At 71.3% G+C, this 17215-nt stretch carries 17 protein-coding genes; 8 read left to right on the forward strand and 9 right to left on the reverse strand.

The window, feature by feature from the left end; genetic code table 11:
• The first annotated feature begins 213 nt into the window (after positions 1–213).
• From WG209_RS21575 to WG209_RS21585, 3 genes are read left to right on the forward strand one after another with little or no spacing between them, the layout of a single operon-like run.
• The gene (locus WG209_RS21575) at positions 214–738 is read left to right on the forward strand and encodes an RNA polymerase sigma factor (RefSeq protein WP_337177164.1); all 525 of its coding nucleotides are present in this window, start codon (positions 214–216) and stop codon (positions 736–738) included.
• Positions 735–1277 carry a hypothetical protein gene (locus WG209_RS21580; protein ID WP_337177165.1) on the forward strand — a complete coding sequence of 181 codons (543 nt, stop codon included), beginning with the start codon at positions 735–737 and terminating at the stop codon, positions 1275–1277. The genes WG209_RS21575 and WG209_RS21580 overlap by 4 nt, the downstream gene beginning before the upstream one ends.
• The gene (locus WG209_RS21585; protein WP_337177166.1) at positions 1162–2427 is read left to right on the forward strand and encodes a hypothetical protein; all 1266 of its coding nucleotides are present in this window, start codon (positions 1162–1164) and stop codon (positions 2425–2427) included. The genes WG209_RS21580 and WG209_RS21585 overlap by 116 nt, the downstream gene beginning before the upstream one ends.
• Positions 2428–2693: 266 nt before the next feature.
• Here WG209_RS21585 and WG209_RS21590 read toward each other — a convergent pair whose 3' ends face one another.
• From WG209_RS21590 to aroA, 6 genes are all read right to left on the reverse strand, one after another.
• Complete coding sequence (locus WG209_RS21590) at positions 2694–3893, reverse strand: deiodinase family protein (RefSeq protein ID WP_337177167.1); 1200 nt, start codon at positions 3891–3893, stop codon at positions 2694–2696.
• Positions 3894–3931: 38 nt separating this feature from the next.
• A complete protein-coding gene (locus WG209_RS21595) occupies positions 3932–4324 on the reverse strand; it encodes a hypothetical protein (RefSeq protein ID WP_337177168.1) in 393 nt (130 codons plus the stop codon).
• 26 nt (positions 4325–4350) lie between these two features.
• A complete protein-coding gene (locus WG209_RS21600; RefSeq protein WP_337177169.1) occupies positions 4351–5310 on the reverse strand; it encodes a DUF1559 domain-containing protein in 960 nt (319 codons plus the stop codon).
• Positions 5311–5514: 204 nt separating this feature from the next.
• On the reverse strand, positions 5515–5928 hold the full coding sequence (locus tag WG209_RS21605) for a hypothetical protein (RefSeq protein ID WP_337177170.1): 414 nt from the start codon (positions 5926–5928) through the stop codon (positions 5515–5517).
• Between the two features lie 188 nt (positions 5929–6116).
• Positions 6117–7877, reverse strand: a complete 1761-nt coding sequence (gene aspS, locus WG209_RS21610) for an aspartate--tRNA ligase (RefSeq protein WP_337177171.1) — start codon at positions 7875–7877, stop codon at positions 6117–6119.
• 122 nt (positions 7878–7999) lie between these two features.
• The gene (aroA, locus tag WG209_RS21615; protein ID WP_337177172.1) at positions 8000–9313 is read right to left on the reverse strand and encodes a 3-phosphoshikimate 1-carboxyvinyltransferase; all 1314 of its coding nucleotides are present in this window, start codon (positions 9311–9313) and stop codon (positions 8000–8002) included.
• A 129-nt stretch (positions 9314–9442) separates the two neighbouring features.
• On the opposite strand from aroA, the gene WG209_RS21620 reads away from it, so the two are divergent.
• The 3 genes from WG209_RS21620 (at position 9443) to WG209_RS21630 (ending at position 11650) form a co-directional block, all read left to right on the forward strand.
• On the forward strand, positions 9443–9898 hold the full coding sequence (locus WG209_RS21620) for a nucleoside deaminase (RefSeq protein WP_337177173.1): 456 nt from the start codon (positions 9443–9445) through the stop codon (positions 9896–9898).
• 108 nt (positions 9899–10006) lie between these two features.
• Positions 10007–10507, forward strand: coding sequence for a hypothetical protein (locus WG209_RS21625; RefSeq protein WP_337177174.1), 501 nt, complete (start codon positions 10007–10009; stop codon positions 10505–10507).
• 90 nt (positions 10508–10597) lie between these two features.
• The gene (locus tag WG209_RS21630; RefSeq protein ID WP_337177175.1) at positions 10598–11650 is read left to right on the forward strand and encodes a DUF1559 domain-containing protein; all 1053 of its coding nucleotides are present in this window, start codon (positions 10598–10600) and stop codon (positions 11648–11650) included.
• A gap of 341 nt (positions 11651–11991) precedes the next feature.
• Here WG209_RS21630 and WG209_RS21635 read toward each other — a convergent pair whose 3' ends face one another.
• Together WG209_RS21635 and WG209_RS21640 are read right to left on the reverse strand one after the other, a co-directional pair.
• Entirely contained in the window at positions 11992–12357 is a 366-nt protein-coding gene (locus WG209_RS21635; RefSeq protein ID WP_337177176.1) for a hypothetical protein, read from the reverse strand.
• Positions 12358–12552: 195 nt separating this feature from the next.
• Positions 12553–13950 carry a serine/threonine-protein kinase gene (locus WG209_RS21640; protein WP_337177177.1) on the reverse strand — a complete coding sequence of 466 codons (1398 nt, stop codon included), beginning with the start codon at positions 13948–13950 and terminating at the stop codon, positions 12553–12555.
• A gap of 301 nt (positions 13951–14251) precedes the next feature.
• On the opposite strand from WG209_RS21640, the gene WG209_RS21645 reads away from it, so the two are divergent.
• Positions 14252–15334: a TlpA disulfide reductase family protein gene (locus WG209_RS21645; RefSeq protein ID WP_337177178.1), complete on the forward strand. Its 1083-nt coding sequence runs from the start codon at positions 14252–14254 to the stop codon at positions 15332–15334.
• A 34-nt stretch (positions 15335–15368) separates the two neighbouring features.
• Here the strand turns inward: WG209_RS21645 and WG209_RS21650 are convergent, their stop codons facing one another.
• Positions 15369–15830, reverse strand: coding sequence for a hypothetical protein (locus tag WG209_RS21650; RefSeq protein ID WP_337177179.1), 462 nt, complete (start codon positions 15828–15830; stop codon positions 15369–15371).
• Between the two features lie 237 nt (positions 15831–16067).
• On the opposite strand from WG209_RS21650, the gene WG209_RS21655 reads away from it, so the two are divergent.
• A complete protein-coding gene (locus WG209_RS21655; RefSeq protein ID WP_337177180.1) occupies positions 16068–17180 on the forward strand; it encodes a 3-isopropylmalate dehydrogenase in 1113 nt (370 codons plus the stop codon).
• The last annotated feature ends 35 nt before the right edge of the window (positions 17181–17215 follow it).

The raw sequence follows: 17215 nt of genomic DNA on the forward strand, positions 1-17215 counted from the left end.
CCGTCCGCCGATGATATCTGGACGGTTCATCTTATACGAAAGGGCCGTCGCCTGACCAGGAAGGTTGGCGAAGAATCGAACCCGGCGGCCCGGCCGCGCGTCCTATCCTTTTCCGCCCCGCCGGATATTCCCCCGGAAAATCGCCCCCGGCCCGGGTCTACTCCCATGGGCCCCGCGCGGGGCTCGTCGACCTTCAGCCCCCCGGGGACGACGATGGATGGACCGCCCGAACGCCCGGCGAGCGGGGATCCGGCGACCTTCGTCGCGCTCCACGACGCTCTCGCCGATCGACTCCACCATTACCTCGCGTCGATGCTGGGTGCATCGGCCGACGCGGACGACGTGCTCCAGGAAACCTTCCTCCGCCTCGCCCGCGACCGCGACCGGCTGGGCGAGGTGGACGACCCCACGGCCTTCGCCTTCGCCGTCGCCCGCAACGAGGCCCGGCGCTGGCTCGACGCCCGCCGCCGACGCGCCGACAGGGCCGCCGCCGCCCGCGACCTGTTCGTCGAGGCCGACTCCGACGACCCCGAGGCCCGCGAGGCGGCCGAGGACGCCGCGATCGCGCTCGCCGCCCTGGACCCCCGCGACCGCGAGGTCGTGGAGCTGAAGATCTTCGCCGGCCTGACCTTCCGCGAGATCGGCGCGATCGTCGGCCGCCCCCTGGGGACGGTCGCCTCGCGCTACCAATCGGCCCTGGGCCGCATGCGCTCCGCCCTCACGAGGAGAAGCCGATGAACGACGACGTCGAACGCCGGCTCGCCGCCCTGACCCCGCGAGGAGCCCCGCCCGGACTCCGCGCCCGGATCCTCGCCGCGGTCGAGGCGGAACTCGCCCGGCCGCTCCCCACACGGCCGCGCCGACGCTTCCCCGTCGGCCTGGCGACGGCCGCCGCCTTGCTCCTGAGCGTCGGGCTGAACGTCCGGGCCAATCGGGCCTCCGACGCGCGGCTCGATCGGGCCTTCGGCCCCCGGCCGGTCTCGCCGCGAGCCCTCGCGATCGCCCGCGACGTGGCCGAGGTCGCCGGGCCCGAGGCCGGCCGATGGGCGCTCGACCGCCTCTCCGCAACGGCCCCGAGCGTCGCGCCCGATCCCGCCCGCCACGCCGCCGAGGTGCGCCGCCTCGTCCGCGAATTGACCCTGGAACTCCGGGAGCCCGACCATGAGACGCCGCGTCCTGAAATTCCTCAAGTGGGCCGCGATCGCGACCGGCCTCTCCCTGGTCGCGTTCTTTTTGTGGAGCGTGTGGTACACGGGCGTCACCGGCCGACGGCTTGAAGCCCGACTGGACGCGCTCCGCCGGGCCGGCGACCCGGTCTCGCTCGCCGACCTCGCCCCGAGGCCGATCTCCCCGGAGACGAACGCCGACGCGGCCCTCCAGGACGTCGCCGCGGAGGTCGAGGCCGTCCAGAAGGGACTGATGGCGATCTTCCCCAACACCGGACGCCCGGAAGGCGCGCTCGACCCGGAATCCCAGGCCAGGGTCGAGGCCCTCTTCCGCGACCATCCCCGGGCCATTCCCGGGATCCTGGAAGCGGCGGGACGTCCCGACTACGCTTCCGACCGCGACGTCTCGCTCCCCACGCAGGAGTTCCTGTCCAGGCGGATGGACGCGATCCAGGGCCGCCGTACGGCGAGCCGGGTGCTGGCGGCCTGGTCGATGCTCCTGACGACCCAGGGGAAGCTCGACGAGGCGATCGCGGCGAACGTCGCGGGGCTGAGGCTCTCGGCACACTGGGCCCGCGAACCCCTGATCATCGACTATCTCGTCTCCGTGGCGACGACCCGGGTGGCGATGACGGAGGCGGAGAAAACCCTCCGATCCGGGCCGGCCTCCGAGGAATCCCGCCGCGCGCTGGACGCCGAACTGGCCCGCCACGACGGCCTTGACGGCTACCGCCGCGCCCTCCGGACCGAACGCGCCTTCTCGATGGCGGTCTGCCGGGAGATGGCCAGCCAGATGCTATTCTGGATGCGAGGCTGGCTGCTGAACAACGCGCTATTGATGTTCATGGATTTCTATGAGGAGCAACTGGAGCGTTCCAGGACGCCGTATCCGGGGCTCGCCGCCCTGGGCCCGGCGACCGCCGCCCGCGCCTACTGGCACCCGATGAGGCCGCTGGCGGACCTCCTGGAGCCCTCCGTCCTCGCGGCTCGCCGGGCGGCGGAGACCCAGCGCGCGGCCGTCCGGGGGCTTCGCGTCCTCAACGCCCTCCAGCGCCTCGGCGTCGACGAGCCGCCGGCCGACCTGACGACCCTCGACCTCCCCGCCGAGGCCACCGTTGACCCGTTCACCGGGCGGCCGCTCATCGTCAAGAAGCTCGCCGAGGGTTGGCTCGTCTACTCCGTCGGCCCGGACCTCGTCGACGACGGCGGGACGCTCGACAAGGCGCGGGACGTGGGTTACGGCCCGGTCGTCGGCCCGTGAGGATACCGGTCCACCGACGATCTTCAACCGGCGAGGTCGCGGCGAAAACGATCTTCCCCCCTCGCGGGGGAAGACAGACCGCGAAGCGGTCATGAGGAGGGGGACGACTAGCGCGTCGGCTGTTGGAGTCATCGAAGGCCTGTCCGGCCGTCGCGAATCCCGTTGAACCGCCTGCTTCGCTTCCTCCTCATCCGGCCCTCCGGGCCACCTTCCCCCGCGAGGGGGGAAGGGCATCGGCAGGGCCGGGGAGTCGTTGTGACGGGGGCTCACCGAGCGGCGGCGGTGGCGTCGGGGGTCGCGCCCGCCTCGTCCTGGAGGAGCAGGACGAGCGACTGTTCCAATTCGGCTGGCTTGAAGCCGAAGGGGCCGCGGGCGTTCTTGAAGGCGATTTTGCCGGCGCGGTCGATGATGTAGAACCGGCCGGGCATGCCGCTGTAGCGGGCGCCGACGGCGTCGTCGATGGTGTCGACGAGCATGGGGAAGCCCAGGTTCAGGAGCTTGCCGCAGCGGCCGGCGACCTCGGCCCGCTCCTCGTAGGTCGTCGGCTGCGCCGCGGCGACGCCGACGGAGTCGTTGGAGCGCATCCGCCAGCCGTCGGTGGGGTGTGCCTCGCGGACGTAGACCATGACGAACGTGGCCTTGTCCCCGTAGCGGCGATGCAGCTTCTCGAAGTTCCCGGCCATGCTCCGGAACGGGCCGCAGGTGAAGTTGCCGAAGATCAGGATCACCGGCTTCGGCCCGACGAGCTTCGACAGCGTGATCTCCTCGCCTCCGTCGGCCGTCTTGAGGGCGAAGTCGGGCGCCGTCTCGTCGAGGTCCGGGCCGCTCTGGAGCGAGCCGATCTCCTGGCGGAACAGCCCCTTGATGAGCTGCTCCTTGGTCGGCCGGTCGGCGGGGCTCATGGAACCGGAGGGGGCGGGGAGGGCGCGCTCCAGGTCGAGCCGCGAGAGGAAGCCCGCGCCGTCGGGGTCGGCCGCGCGGAAGAAGCGCTCGACCTCCTCCGGGACCACCTTGCCGTCTCCGTCGCGGTCCAGACGGGAGAAGAGCATCGAGCCGGGGGAGGGGGAATACGCCTTCGAGAAGTCGAAGTCCGCGGCCGTGAGCGCCCCGTCGCCGTCGCCGTCGAGCCGGGCGAACGACTCGTCGTCGCCGGGGTACTCGTCGCGGGCGATCCTGGAGTCGCCGTCGCCGTCGTACTTCGACCGGGCGGCGTCCCACCCGTATCGGGTCTGGGTCTTCGACGTCTTGAACCAGCCGTTGGTGGGGCCCATGGGCTCGTCGTTCAGGATCGCCGTGTACATCTCCAGCCACTCGGGCCGGCCTGGCCAGACCTCGCCGAGGACCGCGCCGGGGTTTTCGGCGGCCCTGGCGAGCGGGAGGCCGGCCGGTTCCTCGGCCGCGACGGGGAGGGCCAGGGCCGGCGCGGCGAGCATCGCCGCGCGTCGGAGCCATGCGCGAAGGATCATGGGATAATTCCTGTCGTCCGAATAATGTCCGTTGATGTTCAATTCATCATGTCGCGGAAGACGGTCACGGCGGGGCTGGTGGTGACGAGGTACTTGGCCTCGCGCTCGATCTTCCTGCCCCGGGCCGAGATCGTCAACTTGACGCGCGCGTCGAGGTTGGCGTCGGCCGGCTTGTCGGCGACGACGGAATAATCGAGCAGCTTCGCGCCCGAGGCCCATTCCATGTCCTGCGCGACGATCGCGGGCGAGCCGGACTGGAGCGAGTCGGGCGTCTTGCCCTCCTTCCAGGCGTCGAGGGTCGTCCTGAGGGCCGCCCGCGCGGCCTCGGGGTCGACGGCGTGGGCGACGCCCGGCGAGCAGCCGCAGGCGGCGGCCAGCGCGAGCAGCAGCGCCATGGGGGCGTTGGCGCGGGATCGGGATCGGTCGGTCATGGGTCGGTCTCCGGGTCGATCGCGGCTCAGTAGGAATCGGCGCTGACGACCTCGCCGCCGGCGATGGTCCCCAGGGCGCGCCAGGGGGGCAGGGCGACCGAATCCTTGATGAAGCGGACGGAGCCGTCGGCCAGCAGGAGGTTCACGCCGCCGGGGTGCATGCTGCTGGGGGGCATGACGGCGCGGTTGGTCACGAAGAAGCCGCACGAGCGGCCGTTGGGCGGGTTGATGTGCTGGAAGATGTGCTGGCCCGTCAGCCAGGGCGCGCCCATGAACAGCGGGAACTGGTTCGCCAGGTTGGAGATGTCGATCGCGCCGCACATGGCGTGCGCCTCGTCGACCGTCGTGGGGGCCAGCGGCGAGAAGAAGACGTCGGCCACCTTGCTCACCACGGCGTTGCTGCCGTCGGCCAGCAGCCGCTCGGAGAACATGCCGGTGTTCGACAGGCCGTCGGTCACGGCGGAGAACCGCTTGGAGCTGTTGCCGTGGAAGAGCCCGTTCGGCGCCGGCAGCGAGGCGTTGCCGCCGACCGCCTCCTGCCAGACGATGCCGCTCCCCATGTTGGCCATGTAGTTCGTCCGGCCCCCCAGCGCCGGCTGCGGCGGGCTGGCGTCCGACGGGCAGACGAACGCGGCGATCGTGGCGTCCCGCGAGGTCGTGTTCTCCGGAGCGTCGTACCTGAGCGAGAAGTTGATCGCGTCGAACGCCGCGCGCTGCTCCAACTGCGGCAGCATCATGCTGAGGGCCGAGAGCCCCGTCGTCCCGAACACCATGTTCGCGCCGGGGAGGGCGCCGATGGCCTCGTGGTAGTTGTGCGCGGCCAGCCCGATCTGCTTCAGGTTGGTGGTGCACTGGGCGCGGCGGGCGGCCTCGCGGGCCGCCTGGACGGCGGGCAAGAGCAGCGCGATCAGCACGGCGATGATGGCGATGACGACCAGCAGCTCGATGAGCGTGAAGCCGCGGTCTTGGCGAGATATGCGAATCATGGGACGCCTCGATGCGAAGGATGGATGGGATGAGGGCGCGGCGGCGCTCCCGCCGCGCGGCGGTCGTCTCGTGGCCGAGAGTGGATGGGACGCGCGGGCTCGCGTCGCGCCGCGGGACGATCTCGCGGGATGGACCTCGACCCGGCGACGGGCGAGATGCCGCGAGAATGCCACTCGGCGCGCGCTGTCATCCTGGAGCCCGCGTCAGGCGATGCGCGGGGGGCGTTCGAGGCGAGAGGCGGCGAGGACGGGGACGAGGCGGGGTTCGCCCGGCGTGAGCGCGATCGAAGACGGCGGCGGCGGGAACGCGGTCGCGTCGGCGATGGCCTGGTGGCGGTCGGGCGCGGCGACGAGAGCGCCGGGGGCGTCGGCCGCGGGGGCCTTGGAGCGGCACCGGGGGCCGTGGCAGGGGGCACCGGGCGGGGTCCAGCTCGTCCCGGCCTCGTCGGCGATGTCCAGCAGGCTGAGCGACGCGCCGGCGCTCGACGTGGCCGGGGCAGTCGCGGGGTGGGCGCAGCCGGCGGCCTCGGCCCGGGGCGTCGCGAACGCGGAGACGACCAGCCACGCCAGCAGGGGCGAGAGCCGGACGATCGTGCGTGTCGCGCGCGGCGTCGTCATGGGAGGCGGCCGATCGGAAATCGGTGGCCCGCCGTCGTGGCGGGAAAGGGAGCTGGGATGAGGATCAATGTATCCCACCCGTCCGCGCTGTCAACGAATTTTTCGAACGCGACGTTTCGAAACGACGAGGGCCGCGGGGGATCGCCCCGCGGCCCGGTCGCGTCGTCGATGGTCGGACGGGGCCGGTGTCAGCTCGACCGGATGTGGAGTTCCTTCATCTGGCGGGGCGAGACGGTGCCGGGGGCGCCGGTCATCAGGTCGGTCCCCTTGGCGGTCTTGGGGAAGGCGATGCAGTCTCGGATGTTGGTCAGGCCGGCGTAGAGCATGACGAGCCGGTCGTACCCCAGCGCGATGCCGCCGTGCGGCGGGGCGCCGTTGCGCAGGGCGCTCAGCAGGAAGCCGAACTTCTCGTCGGCCTCCTCGGGCGAGAGCCCGAGCAGGGCGAAGACCTTGGACTGGATGGCGGGGTCGTGGATTCGAATCGTGCCGCCGCCGGCCTCCTCGCCGTTGATGACCAGGTCGTACGCCTGGGCGCGGACCTTCGCCGGGTCGGTGTCCAGCAGCGGCAGGTCCTCGGCCAGGGGCATCGTGAACGGGTGATGCTCGGCGACGTACCGATTCTCCTCCGCGTCCCAGGCCAGCAGCGGGAAGTGGATGACCCAGGAGTAGTGGAACGACTTGGGGTCGTAGAGCTTCAGCTCCTCCGCGAGCCGGGCGCGGAGGTTGGAGAGCGCCTGGCTGGTGACGGCCTGGGTGTCGGCGACGATCAGGATGAGGTCGCCGGGCTTGGCGTCGAACCGCTCGCGGAGCTGGGCCTGGACCTCGGGCTTGAAGAACTTGGCGGTCGGCCCGGCGAGGGCCTCGGCCTCGACCTTCAGCCAGACGAGCCCCTTGGCGCCGAAGTTCCCGGCGAACTCGGTGAGGCCGTCGAGGTCCTTGCGGCTGTACCTCTCGCCGCCGCCGGGGGCGCACAGGCCGCGGATCCGGTTGCCGGCCTCCTTCGCCTGCTGGAAGACGCGGAATTCGGTCTGGTCGGCGATGTCGGCCAGGTCCTTCAGCTCCAGGCCGTAGCGGAGGTCGGGCCGGTCGCTGCCGAACCGCTCCATGGCGTCGTGGTACTCGACGCGGGGCAGGGGGAGGGTGATCTCCTCGCCGCCGAACTCCCGGGCCATCTCCGCGATCAGGCCCTCCATCGTCGTCATGACGTCCTGGTCCTCGACGAACGACATCTCGACGTCGAGCTGGGTGAACTCCGGCTGCCGGGTGGCGCGGAGGTCCTCGTCGCGGAAGCAGCGGGCGATCTGGAAGTAGCGGTCGAACCCCGAGACCATCAGCAGCTGCTTGTACAACTGCGGCGACTGCGGCAGGGCGTAGAAGTGCCCCGGGTGGACCCGGCTGGGGACGAGGAAGTCCCGCGCGCCCTCGGGCGTGCTGCGGCCCAGGACGGGGGTCTCCACCTCCAGGAAGCCCAGGTCGGAGAGGACCCGGCGCATCGTCTGGCCGATCTGGTGCCGCATGATGAAGACGCGCTGGAGGTCCGGCCGGCGGAGGTCCAGGAAGCGGTACTTCAGCCGCAGCTCCTCGTTCGGCTCGGGCCCGTTAATCTCGAACGGCGGGGTGGGCGAGGCGTTGTAGACGACCAATTCGGTCGCGCGGACCTCGACCTCCCCCGTCTTGAGCTTGGGGTTCTCCTTGCCGGCCAGCCGCGCGGCGACCTTGCCGCGGACGCCGACGACGTACTCGTTGCGCAGCTCGCGGGCCTGGGCCTGGAGGTCGGCCCCGGCCTCGGGCTCGAAGACGACCTGCGTGACGCCGAAGCGGTCGCGGAGGTCGATGAAGACCAGGCCGCCGAAGTCGCGCCAGGCGTCAACCCAGCCGTTGAGCGCGACGTCCTCGCCGACGTTGCCCCTGGTCAAATCCCCGCAGGTGTGGGTCCGTTTCAGCAGCATGGTCCGCTCGTCGGCCTGTCGTCGCCGTAAGTTTCAACGCCCGTCCGGCTTGGATCGCCCCTTCGGGACGGCGGACGGGCCGTCGCCAGGGGGATTACGATACTTCCCAGCGAGTCGGACCGTCAAGCGGTCGCGGCGGTTCGCCCCAGCGCGGCGGCCAGGTCGTCCCAGTAGTTGGGATAAGTCTTGGCGACGCAGCCGGGATCCTGGATCACGACGCCCGGGATTTTCAGCCCGGCCAGCGCGAACGACATGGCCATGCGGTGGTCGTCGTAGGTCTTGATGGCGGCCGGCTTCAGCTCGGAGGGGGAGGGGGGGATGACGAGGAGGCCGTCGGCCTGCTCGTCGACGGTCGCGCCCAGCTTGCGCAGCTCGGCGGCGAGGGCGGCGATGCGGTCGGTCTCCTTGTGGCGGATGTGGCCGACGTTGCGGATCCGCGTGATGCCCTCGGCGAACAGGGCGACGACCGCCAGGGTCATCACGGTGTCGCTGATGGCGTTCATGTCCACGTCGACGGCCCGCAGCGGCCCGCCGGTCACGGTGATCCGGTCGCGCCCGCGCTCCACGGAGCAGCCCATGTGCTCCAGCACGTCGACGAACTGGACGTCCCCCTGGATGCTGGACGATCCCAGCCCCTCGACGGTGATCGTGCCGCCGGTGATCGCCGCGAGGGCCAGGAAGTAGCTCGCGGCCGAGGCGTCGGGCTCGATCGGGTAGTCGCGCCCCTCGTACCGGCCGGGGTGGACGACGAACCGCTTGAACTTGCGATTGCTGGGCTCGAAGCCGAACTCGCGCATGACCTCCAGCGTCATCGCGACGTAGGGCTGCGAGACCAGCGTCCCCTCCACCTCGACGACCGTCTCGCCGCGGGAGTAGGGCAGGGCCATCAGCAGGCCGCTGAGGAACTGGCTGGAGACGTCCCCCCGGACGAACGCGAAGCCGCCGTCCAGGCCGTCGGCCTTCACCAGAACCGGCGGGCAGCCGGTCCCCAGCTCGCTCTTGGTGAAAGCCCCCAGGCCGTTGAGCGCCTGGAGGAGGTCGGCGACGGGGCGCTCGCGCATCCGGGGCGTGCCGTCGACGCGGTAGCTCCCCTTGCCGACGGTCAGGGCGGCGGTCAGGAACCGGAGCGTCGTCCCGGAGTTGGCGACGTACAGGTCGGCCTCGTTCGCCGGGAACCGGCCGCTGCAACCGACCACCCGGATCGTCGCCGACTCGACGTCGTGCTCGACGGACACGCCCAGCTTCTTCAGGGCGTCGACCATGACGCGCGTGTCCTCGCTGTCGAGCGCCCCGGAGAGGGTGCTCGGCCCGCGCGCCAGCGCGGCGACGATCAGGGCGCGGTTCGTCAGGCTCTTGGAGCCGGGGACGCGGACCGAGGCGACCGGCGGCGCGCCGGCGTAAGGCTCCATGGCGAGTTCGGCGGGGTATTCGGGCATCTTTCGTCCGTTGGGCGGGGTGAGGCGACCTGGGGCTTCCATTATGCCCTCGCCCGGCGCTTGATGATACGGAAGATACCGGCCCCTCCCCGACGGGGGCCGCGACCCCCGTCCCGATGGAGCGACCCGTTGAGCGACCCCGAGACGCCGCGACACGAGGCCCGCATGCGCCGTTGCCTGGAGCTGGCGACGATCGCGCGCGACCGGGGCGACGTCCCGGTCGGCTCCGTCGTGGCGATCGACGGCCTCGTCGTCGGCGAGGCGTCCGAGACGCTGCCGACGGGCGGCTCGATCACGGGTCACGCCGAGGTCCTGGCCTGCCAGGCGGCCCTCGACGCCGCCGGGCGCCGGGACCTGGCCGGCGCGACGCTGTACACCACGGCGGAACCCTGCTTCATGTGCTCCTACGTCATCCGGCAACTCCGCGTCGGCCTGGTCGTCTACGGCGTCGAGACCCCGCTGATCGGCGGCGCGACCTCGGCCCACCCGATCCTGACGGACCCGGCTCTCGACCCCTGGCGCCCCGCCCCTCGCGTCGCGGGAGGCCTCCTCCGCGACGAGTGCGAGCGGCTCAAGGCGAGGTAGGACGAATGATCGGCGAGGCGCCGCCGTATTGACTTGAACCGTCGCCGGGCGAGACCATGGGGACGTTCCATCGTCCTCCCCCGGCTCCTCCCCGAAGGCCGATCCCCGATGATCCCCGCGCGACGGCCTCGATCCCGGCTCCGCTCGCTCCGGCTCCTGCCGGCGGTGGCGTTCGCGATCGCGCTGGCGCTGACGCTGACGGCGGGGGACGCCTCGGCCTCGCTCTCGCCCGACGAACACGCCGCCGCGTGCCATTGCGGCGTGAAATGCCGTCGCGAGGCCTGCTGCTGCGGCCCCAGGAAGAAGGCTGAGCCTCCCCCGGCCATCGATCCCGAACCATCCCCGCCGCCCTCGCCTGACTTCGCCCCCGAGCCCGAGCCGCGAGACGGCTCGTCGGGGCCGTGCCTGGCGGTGGACCCCGGGGGCGATGAGGTCGCGCCGCCGGTGAAGTTGGCGCCGGTCGGCGTCGGCGACGCGGCGGGCGCCGGGCTCGAAGCCCTGAGCGCGGCCGGGCGGCGCGACCGCCTCCCGCCGCCGTCTTCCGACCGCGCCGAGCCGGCCGACGGCTCCCGGCTGGACCGGCCCCCCAGGGCGGACCCCTCGGCCTGAGCGATCGCGCCCAGGCCGTCCCACGCGCGTCGCCCTACGGCGCCGGCGATCCCGGCGCTCCCGTGGAAGGTCCGTTACAGGGGTCTGGATATGTCGATTCGGAAAGCGTTCACGCTCATCGAGCTGCTGGTGGTGATCGCGATCATCGCGGTGCTGATCGCGCTGCTGCTGCCCGCCGTGCAGGCGGCCCGCGAGGCCGCCCGCCGCGCCCAGTGCACGAACAACCTGAAGCAACTGGGCCTGGCGATGCACAATTATCATTCCTCGCTCAACACCTTCCCCGTCGGGTTCCTGTACCCCCGGACGGGGCAGGTCTACCCCGGCGTGCCGGCCTTGCACTACCGATGGTCGGTCCTGGCGCAGCTCTCGCCGTACCTGGAGCAGTCGACCGTCTACAACGCGCTGAACATGGACTGGCCGATCGCGGCGGGGCCGACGGGCGTGCTGGGGGCGGGGCCGTGGACCCCGTTCGCGGCGAACACGACGGTCATGGCGGCGAAGGTGGCCGTCTTCCTGTGCCCGAGCGACCCGACCGCGCCGCCGACGACCCTGCCCGGCGGGGTGCTCTCGGGGCCGTCGAACTACCATTTCTGCACCGGCGACGGCTCGCCGTGGAGCGCGAACCCCGGCGACGCGGGGCTGACGGTCGCGCCCAACGGCGCGTTCATCCTCGGCCCGCCGCAGTCGGCGGCGTCGATGGTCGACGGCACGAGCGCGACCGTCGCGGCGTCCGAGGGGCTGATCGGGACCGCCAGCGGCGGCGCGTCGACGGTCGCCGGCGCGACCCCCCCCGGCGACGTCCGTCGCCTGGCCGCGATCGGCTCGACCCCCCTGGGGGACGCCGGCTGCGCCTCGCCGAGCGGCTGGCGGCTGGACAAGGGCTTCGGCTGGTGGGACGGCGACTATCGCACCACCCTCTACAATCACTATCTGACGCCCAACTCCCGCTCGTACGACTGCTGGCAGTCCAGCCCGCCGCACAACCCGGCGATCAAGACGGCCCGGAGCAATCACGCGGGGGGCGTCTGCGTCCTCTTCTGCGACGGCTCGGTCCGGTTCGTCAAGGACTCCGTCGCCGTCCCCACCTGGCGAGCCATCGCGACCCGCAACGGCGGCGAGGTGGTGTCGTCGGACTCGATGTGAGCGACAGGAGGGAATGACCGGATCGTCCCCTCTCCCGCCGGGCTGACGACCCGACGCTCATGTTGGGGGAGGAACGTTCACCCATCACGGCCTTCCCCCCCTGGAGGGGGAAGGTGGCCCGGAGGGCCGGATGAGGGGGGGACGAGCGGCACGAGCTTCGGAGTTCGGAGGGGCCTTGTGCGGCCGTCGGCCTGGCCCTATGGCTCGAAATCCGAAGCCCCGCGGGCCTGCTCCCCCTCATCTGACCGCTTCGCGGTCTGTCTTCCCCCTCCAGGGGGGAAGGCCGTCAAGAGGGCCGATCGGGGGCCGTGTCGTCAACTCACCGGGAGAAGTGGCGGATTTCATCGCGCCGGCCCCGGGCCGTAGGCGTCATCGCCTACCAGTGATTTCGCATACTCGACGAGTGCAGGGAACAGCCCGATGAGCGTCTTGACCGCCGCTTCATTGGCTCCGGCCACCGCTTGGAGTGCGTCCGCGAGCGTCGCTTCACGCACATGTTTCATCAATCCCTCGGGCACGATGACCATGCCGCCGTCGAGGGGTAGGACCTTCCACCAGATACGATGGCCCGGGTCGCGCATCCGGGCGTCGAACTGCTCCTCGAGCCATTTTCGGCCCGGCTGGCGGGGATGGCGCGAGACGACGATGCCCGGCCGATCGTGGTTGTCGATCACCAGGTCTCGCGGTCGGACGGGGCGGTCCTGCATGGTCGGTCTCGAGTCCGCCTGGCGATTATCGAGATAGGGAGGCCGACTTGGCACGGTGGCGGCCTCCGGCCGGAGCACCGTCACCGCTTGGCGCCGCCCCGTTGGGCTGAGCGAGTAATTCCGACCTTCGAGGCCGTCTCCATGGCCCGAACGCCGGCCGGGATGCGACGGCTTCGGTGGACGAATCCGCCCTCGTCACCGCGCCACGAAGAACAGCACGTTGGTGACCATGGAGATCGCCAGGACGACGGCGAGGGCGGCGATGATCTGGTTGCGGGCGTTGACGTGGGAGGCGATCTCGGCCATCTGGGCGTCGTCGACGGCGGATTGGACGTGCTCGCCGGTGTCGCCCTCGGCCAGGGCTTCCAGGCTGTCGGGCTTCTGGCCGGCGAGCATCGGCGGGTCGCCCTGGAGCAGGCACTTGAAGTCCAGCATGAGGTCGTCGGGCGTGGTGTAGCGATTCTCGCGGTTCTTCGCGAGCATCGTCTCGATCACCATGCCGAGCCCGCTGGAGATGCTGGTGTTCAGGTGGTCCGGGGGGACCAGCTCGACGCGCGGGTCGACGTGCTTGCGCATGACCTCCGACGGGGTCTCGCCGCCGTAGGGGACCTTGCCGGTCACCATGTGGTAGAGCGTGGCGCCCAGGCTGTAGATGTCGGCGCGGATGTCGACGTCGGTCTGGCCGCGGACCTGCTCGGGGCTGATGTAGTAGGGGGTGCCGATGGCCATGCCGGCCTCGGAGAGCCCCCACGCCTCGTCGCCGGTCAGCCGGGCGAGGCCCAGGTCGGCCAGCTTCACGCCGCCGTCCTTGGTCAAGATGACGTTGTCGGGCTTGATGTCGCGATGGATCAGCCCGCGCTGGCTCGCGTGCTGGAGCGCCTCGGCCACGGCCATGGCGATCCGGACGGCCTCCTTCTCCTCGAACCTCCGGTTCTTGTCGAGATAGTCCTTGATCGTCGGCCCCTCGACGTACTCCATGACGAAGAAGTACCGGCCGCCGGCCTCCCCCGCGTCGATGGCGTTGACGATGTTGTTGTGCGAGAGCTTGGCGGCGATCTGGGCCTCGTGCTCGAACCGGCGGATGAACTCCTTGTTCTGGGCCAGGGCGTCCAGCAGGACCTTGACCGCGACGATCCGATTCACGCTGTTCTGGCGGGCCTTGAAGACCACGCCCATCGAGCCCTTGCCCAGCTTCTCGATGATGGTGTAGCCGGGGATGTCCAGCTTCTTCGCCCCACCGCCGCGCTCCTGAAGCAGGCGGGCCATCTGGCCCTTGGTCAGCACCTTGGCGCCGACCATGACGTCGAGGAGGCCCGGCGTCGGCGCGAGGGTGGAGCCCTCGGCCGGAGGCTGGGCCTGGGCCTGGGCGGCGAGCTTCGCCCGGTACGCCTTGCACGCCTCCACCTCCGCGGGCGTGGCCAGCCCGCGGCGGATGATGGAGCGCTCCAGGTTGGACTCGTCCAGCGCGGAGAGGCCGCGGGGGTCCTGGGTGACGGACGAGGAGGACCTGGCGCTCGGGCTCGCGGTCGGGCTCGGAGCTGGGGTCTTCGACGGGCTCGTCCCGATCTTCTCGGCGTCGGCGGGGCCGGCCATGCGACGTCTCCGCGCCCGCGACCCGATCGAAACGCCGACCGGCGGGGCCTTGTCTGATACCATGAACCAAGCGAGGAGCCATGCCGCCAGGGGAGACGAGGCCCGGACGTGGGAGGGCCTCGCCGGGGCCGCGCGGGCCCCACGCCCCAAGGATACCAGACTCCCGGCGGTTTGTGTCGCCCAGGGGTCGACACGGCGAAAACCCGCCGATTGACGGCGGGTCGGCGGCGGGATTACCCTGAAGCCGCCCTCGAAACATTTCCGGACGCGCCCGTCCTTCGCGACGGGAAGGAGGCTCCCCGTGATCGCCCGAATCGCCCCGTGGCCCCTGGCGCTGACGCTGGCCCTCGCCGCGCTCGTCGCAATCCCCGCGCCGGCCCAGGACGCGGGCCGGACCGGCGAGGCCATCCTCAAGGAGATCGACGACCTCAAGCCCCCCCGGTTCGACCAGGGTAAGCGCGAGGACCGCGCCTACGTCCAGTCGTATGTGGCCGAGTCGGAAGAAGTCCGCGCGAAGCGTTCCGAGCTGACCCGCGAGCTGCTCGACGTCGACCCCAGGAATGATCGCCTCCCCAAGCTCCTCGTCGAGCGCTGGCACGGGATGGACCTCGACGCGGGGGCCCTGGGCAAGGAGGTCGAGGAGGCCGTCGAGAAGACCGGCGACGCCGAGCTGCGCGTCGAGGGCGCGTACGTGAAGGCTCGCCTCGCGATGTCCCAGGCCAGCGACCCCGAGGGCTTCATCAAGGCCGCGGACGAATTCGCCACCGTCGCCCCCAAGGGGGACAGGAGGCTCGGCGGGCTACTCTTCGCCGCCTACCAGACCATCAAGGACCCGGCGCGGAAGGTCGAGCTGGAGGAGCGGCTCATCAAGGACTTCCCCGAGCTGGGCGAGCGAGTCAAGGGGGACCGACGCCTCCGCGAGGCGGTCGGCAAGCCGTTCGAGCTGGAGTTCAGCGACGCCGTCTCCGGCAAGACGATCCGCATGGCGGACCTCAAGGGGAAGGTGGTCGTCGTCGACTTCTGGGCCACCTGGTGCGGCCCCTGCGTCGCCGAGATGCCCAGGATGAAGAAGCTCTACGCCGAATTCAAGGACGAGGGCGTCGAGTTCATCGGCGTCTCGCTCGACGAGCCCGAGGAGACCCGCAAGGGCCTCACGAAGCTCAAGGAGTACGTCGAGAAGAACGATATCGGCTGGCCCCAGTACTACCAGGGCAAGGGCTGGGACGGCGACTTCTCGCGTTCCTGGGGCATCAGCTCCATCCCGCGCATCTTCATCGTCGACCGGGAGGGCAACCTCGCCTCCACCGAGGCGCGCGGCCGGCTTGAGACCATGATCCCCGAACTTCTGGGCGGCAAGCCCGCCGGCGAGAAGAGCGGCGGCTGAGCCCGCCGCGCGCGACGACCGCCGCCCCCCCCGGCTACGGCCGGGCCGCCTGGAGCGCCTGCTTCACGGCGGTCGGGGTGGCGCCGTTGTCGGCCGAGACGTCGCGGAAGTCGCCCCGCATGGCCTTCAGGGCGTAGCGCTCCGCGGCGATCTCCTCGGCGGTGCGGAAGCCCAGGCGGCGGAGGACCGGCAAGGGCGGGCACCAGCCCTGGATCGCGTGCAGCAGCAGGAAGCCGGCCACCGCCCCCGGCAGCAGGTAGAACCGCCGATCCACCGTCGCCCCCAGCCCCAGGCCGGTCAGCGAGACCGTCCCCGCCGCGGCCTCCAGCGCCCGCTCGATGTCCCACTCGCGGTCCAGCTCCCGGAGCCTCTGCTCGATCGCGCCGGGCCCGCGCGCGACGTGACGGACGACGCTCCGCTCGGCGCGATCGCGGATGCGCCGGTTGACCTGTTCGGCGGTGTGCAGGGGCACGCGCTCGATGGTGGAAGGGATCATGGCCGCCGCTCCGAGGTGGTCGCGAACGAGGGACGCCGACGCGTCCCCTTCGATGATCCGGAGGATCGCATCTCCCGCGCCAATCGCCCCGATGAGGTCGCCCGCCCCGCGCGGTTTCTTGTGAGCGTCGCGCGCCGGCGTTATGATCGAGCCTGAACGGGCGGGCCGCGCGGCCCTTGGATCGCGCGGCCCGCCCGCAGTGCCTTTTCGAAATCCATCGAAGCATCTGGAGCGGCGATGTCCCTGCTGAAGATCGGCGTGATCCCCGGCGACGGCGTCGGGCCGGAAGTGACCGAGGTCGGCCTGAAGGTGCTGGAGAAGGTCGCCGCACGCGACGGCCTGGCCTACGAGTTGATCCCGTTCGACCTGGGGGGCGAGCGCTTCCTCAAGACGGGCGAGGTCCTCCCCGCCGGCGAGCAGGACCGCCTGCGCGCCTGCGACGTGATCCTCCTGGGGGCCGTCGGCCACCCGGGCGTCGCGCCCGGGGTGCTGGAGAAGGGGATCCTGCTGAAGCTCCGGTTCGACTTCCACCAGTACATCAACCTGCGCCCCGTCCGCCTGTTCCCCGGCGCGCCCTGCCCGATTTCCGGCAAGGGCCCGGACCAGATCGACATGCTGGTGGTCCGCGAGAACAACGAGGACCTCTACGTCGGCGCCGGCGGCTTCACCTACAAGGGGACGCCGGAGGAGGTCGCGATCCAGACCTCCATGAACACCCGCCCCGGCGTCGAGCGGTGCATCCGGTACGCCTTCGAGGCCGCCCGCAAGCGCGCCGCGACCGGCCCGTTCGCCGGGCTCTCGGAGGCCGACCGGGCGAAGGGTTATTCCCGCCAGGTGACGCTGGTGGCCAAGACGAACGTGCTGACGTTCGCGCACGACCTGTGGCAGCGGGCCTTCAACGAGGTCGCCGCCGACTACCCCGACGTGAAGCCGTCGTACATGCACGTCGACGCCTGCTGCATGCGGATGGTCACGAACCCCGAGTGGTTCGACGTGATCGTCACCACCAACATGTTCGGCGACATCATCACCGACCTGGGCGCCGTCCTCCAGGGGGGGATGGGCCTGGCCGCGTCCGGGAACCTGAACCCGGCGAAGACCGCTCCCAGCATGTTCGAGCCGGTCCATGGCTCGGCCCCGGACATCGCCGGCAAGGGGATCGCCAACCCGCTGGCGGCGATCCTCTCCGTGGCGATGATGCTCGACCACGTCGGCTCCCAGGCCGCCGGCGACCGCGTCCGCGCCGCCGTGGCCGCGGTCCTCGCCGCCGGCTCCCCCCGCACCCCCGACCTCGGCGGCAAGGCCACCACGCGCCAGGTCGGCGACGCCGTCCTCTCGGCGCTCGGTTGAATCGGTCTCGCCGCGGATCGGGCCGGCGCCGGCCC

It is taken from the genome of Paludisphaera sp., from assembly GCF_037189885.1.
Taxonomy (GTDB): domain Bacteria; phylum Planctomycetota; class Planctomycetia; order Isosphaerales; family Isosphaeraceae; genus Paludisphaera.

Coding starts and splice junctions, on each gene's coding strand:
- WG209_RS21575 (WP_337177164.1), top strand. CDS start 214: ATGGATGGACCGCCCGAACGCCCGGCGAGCGGGGATCCGGCGACCTTC.
- WG209_RS21580 (WP_337177165.1), top strand. CDS start 735: ATGAACGACGACGTCGAACGCCGGCTCGCCGCCCTGACCCCGCGAGGA.
- WG209_RS21585 (WP_337177166.1), top strand. CDS start 1,162: ATGAGACGCCGCGTCCTGAAATTCCTCAAGTGGGCCGCGATCGCGACC.
- WG209_RS21590 (WP_337177167.1), bottom strand. CDS start 3,893: ATGATCCTTCGCGCATGGCTCCGACGCGCGGCGATGCTCGCCGCGCCG.
- WG209_RS21595 (WP_337177168.1), bottom strand. CDS start 4,324: ATGACCGACCGATCCCGATCCCGCGCCAACGCCCCCATGGCGCTGCTG.
- WG209_RS21600 (WP_337177169.1), bottom strand. CDS start 5,310: ATGATTCGCATATCTCGCCAAGACCGCGGCTTCACGCTCATCGAGCTG.
- WG209_RS21605 (WP_337177170.1), bottom strand. CDS start 5,928: ATGACGACGCCGCGCGCGACACGCACGATCGTCCGGCTCTCGCCCCTG.
- aspS (WP_337177171.1), bottom strand. CDS start 7,877: ATGCTGCTGAAACGGACCCACACCTGCGGGGATTTGACCAGGGGCAAC.
- aroA (WP_337177172.1), bottom strand. CDS start 9,313: ATGCCCGAATACCCCGCCGAACTCGCCATGGAGCCTTACGCCGGCGCG.
- WG209_RS21625 (WP_337177174.1), top strand. CDS start 10,007: ATGATCCCCGCGCGACGGCCTCGATCCCGGCTCCGCTCGCTCCGGCTC.
- WG209_RS21630 (WP_337177175.1), top strand. CDS start 10,598: ATGTCGATTCGGAAAGCGTTCACGCTCATCGAGCTGCTGGTGGTGATC.
- WG209_RS21635 (WP_337177176.1), bottom strand. CDS start 12,357: ATGCAGGACCGCCCCGTCCGACCGCGAGACCTGGTGATCGACAACCAC.
- WG209_RS21640 (WP_337177177.1), bottom strand. CDS start 13,950: ATGGCCGGCCCCGCCGACGCCGAGAAGATCGGGACGAGCCCGTCGAAG.
- WG209_RS21650 (WP_337177179.1), bottom strand. CDS start 15,830: ATGATCCCTTCCACCATCGAGCGCGTGCCCCTGCACACCGCCGAACAG.
- WG209_RS21655 (WP_337177180.1), top strand. CDS start 16,068: ATGTCCCTGCTGAAGATCGGCGTGATCCCCGGCGACGGCGTCGGGCCG.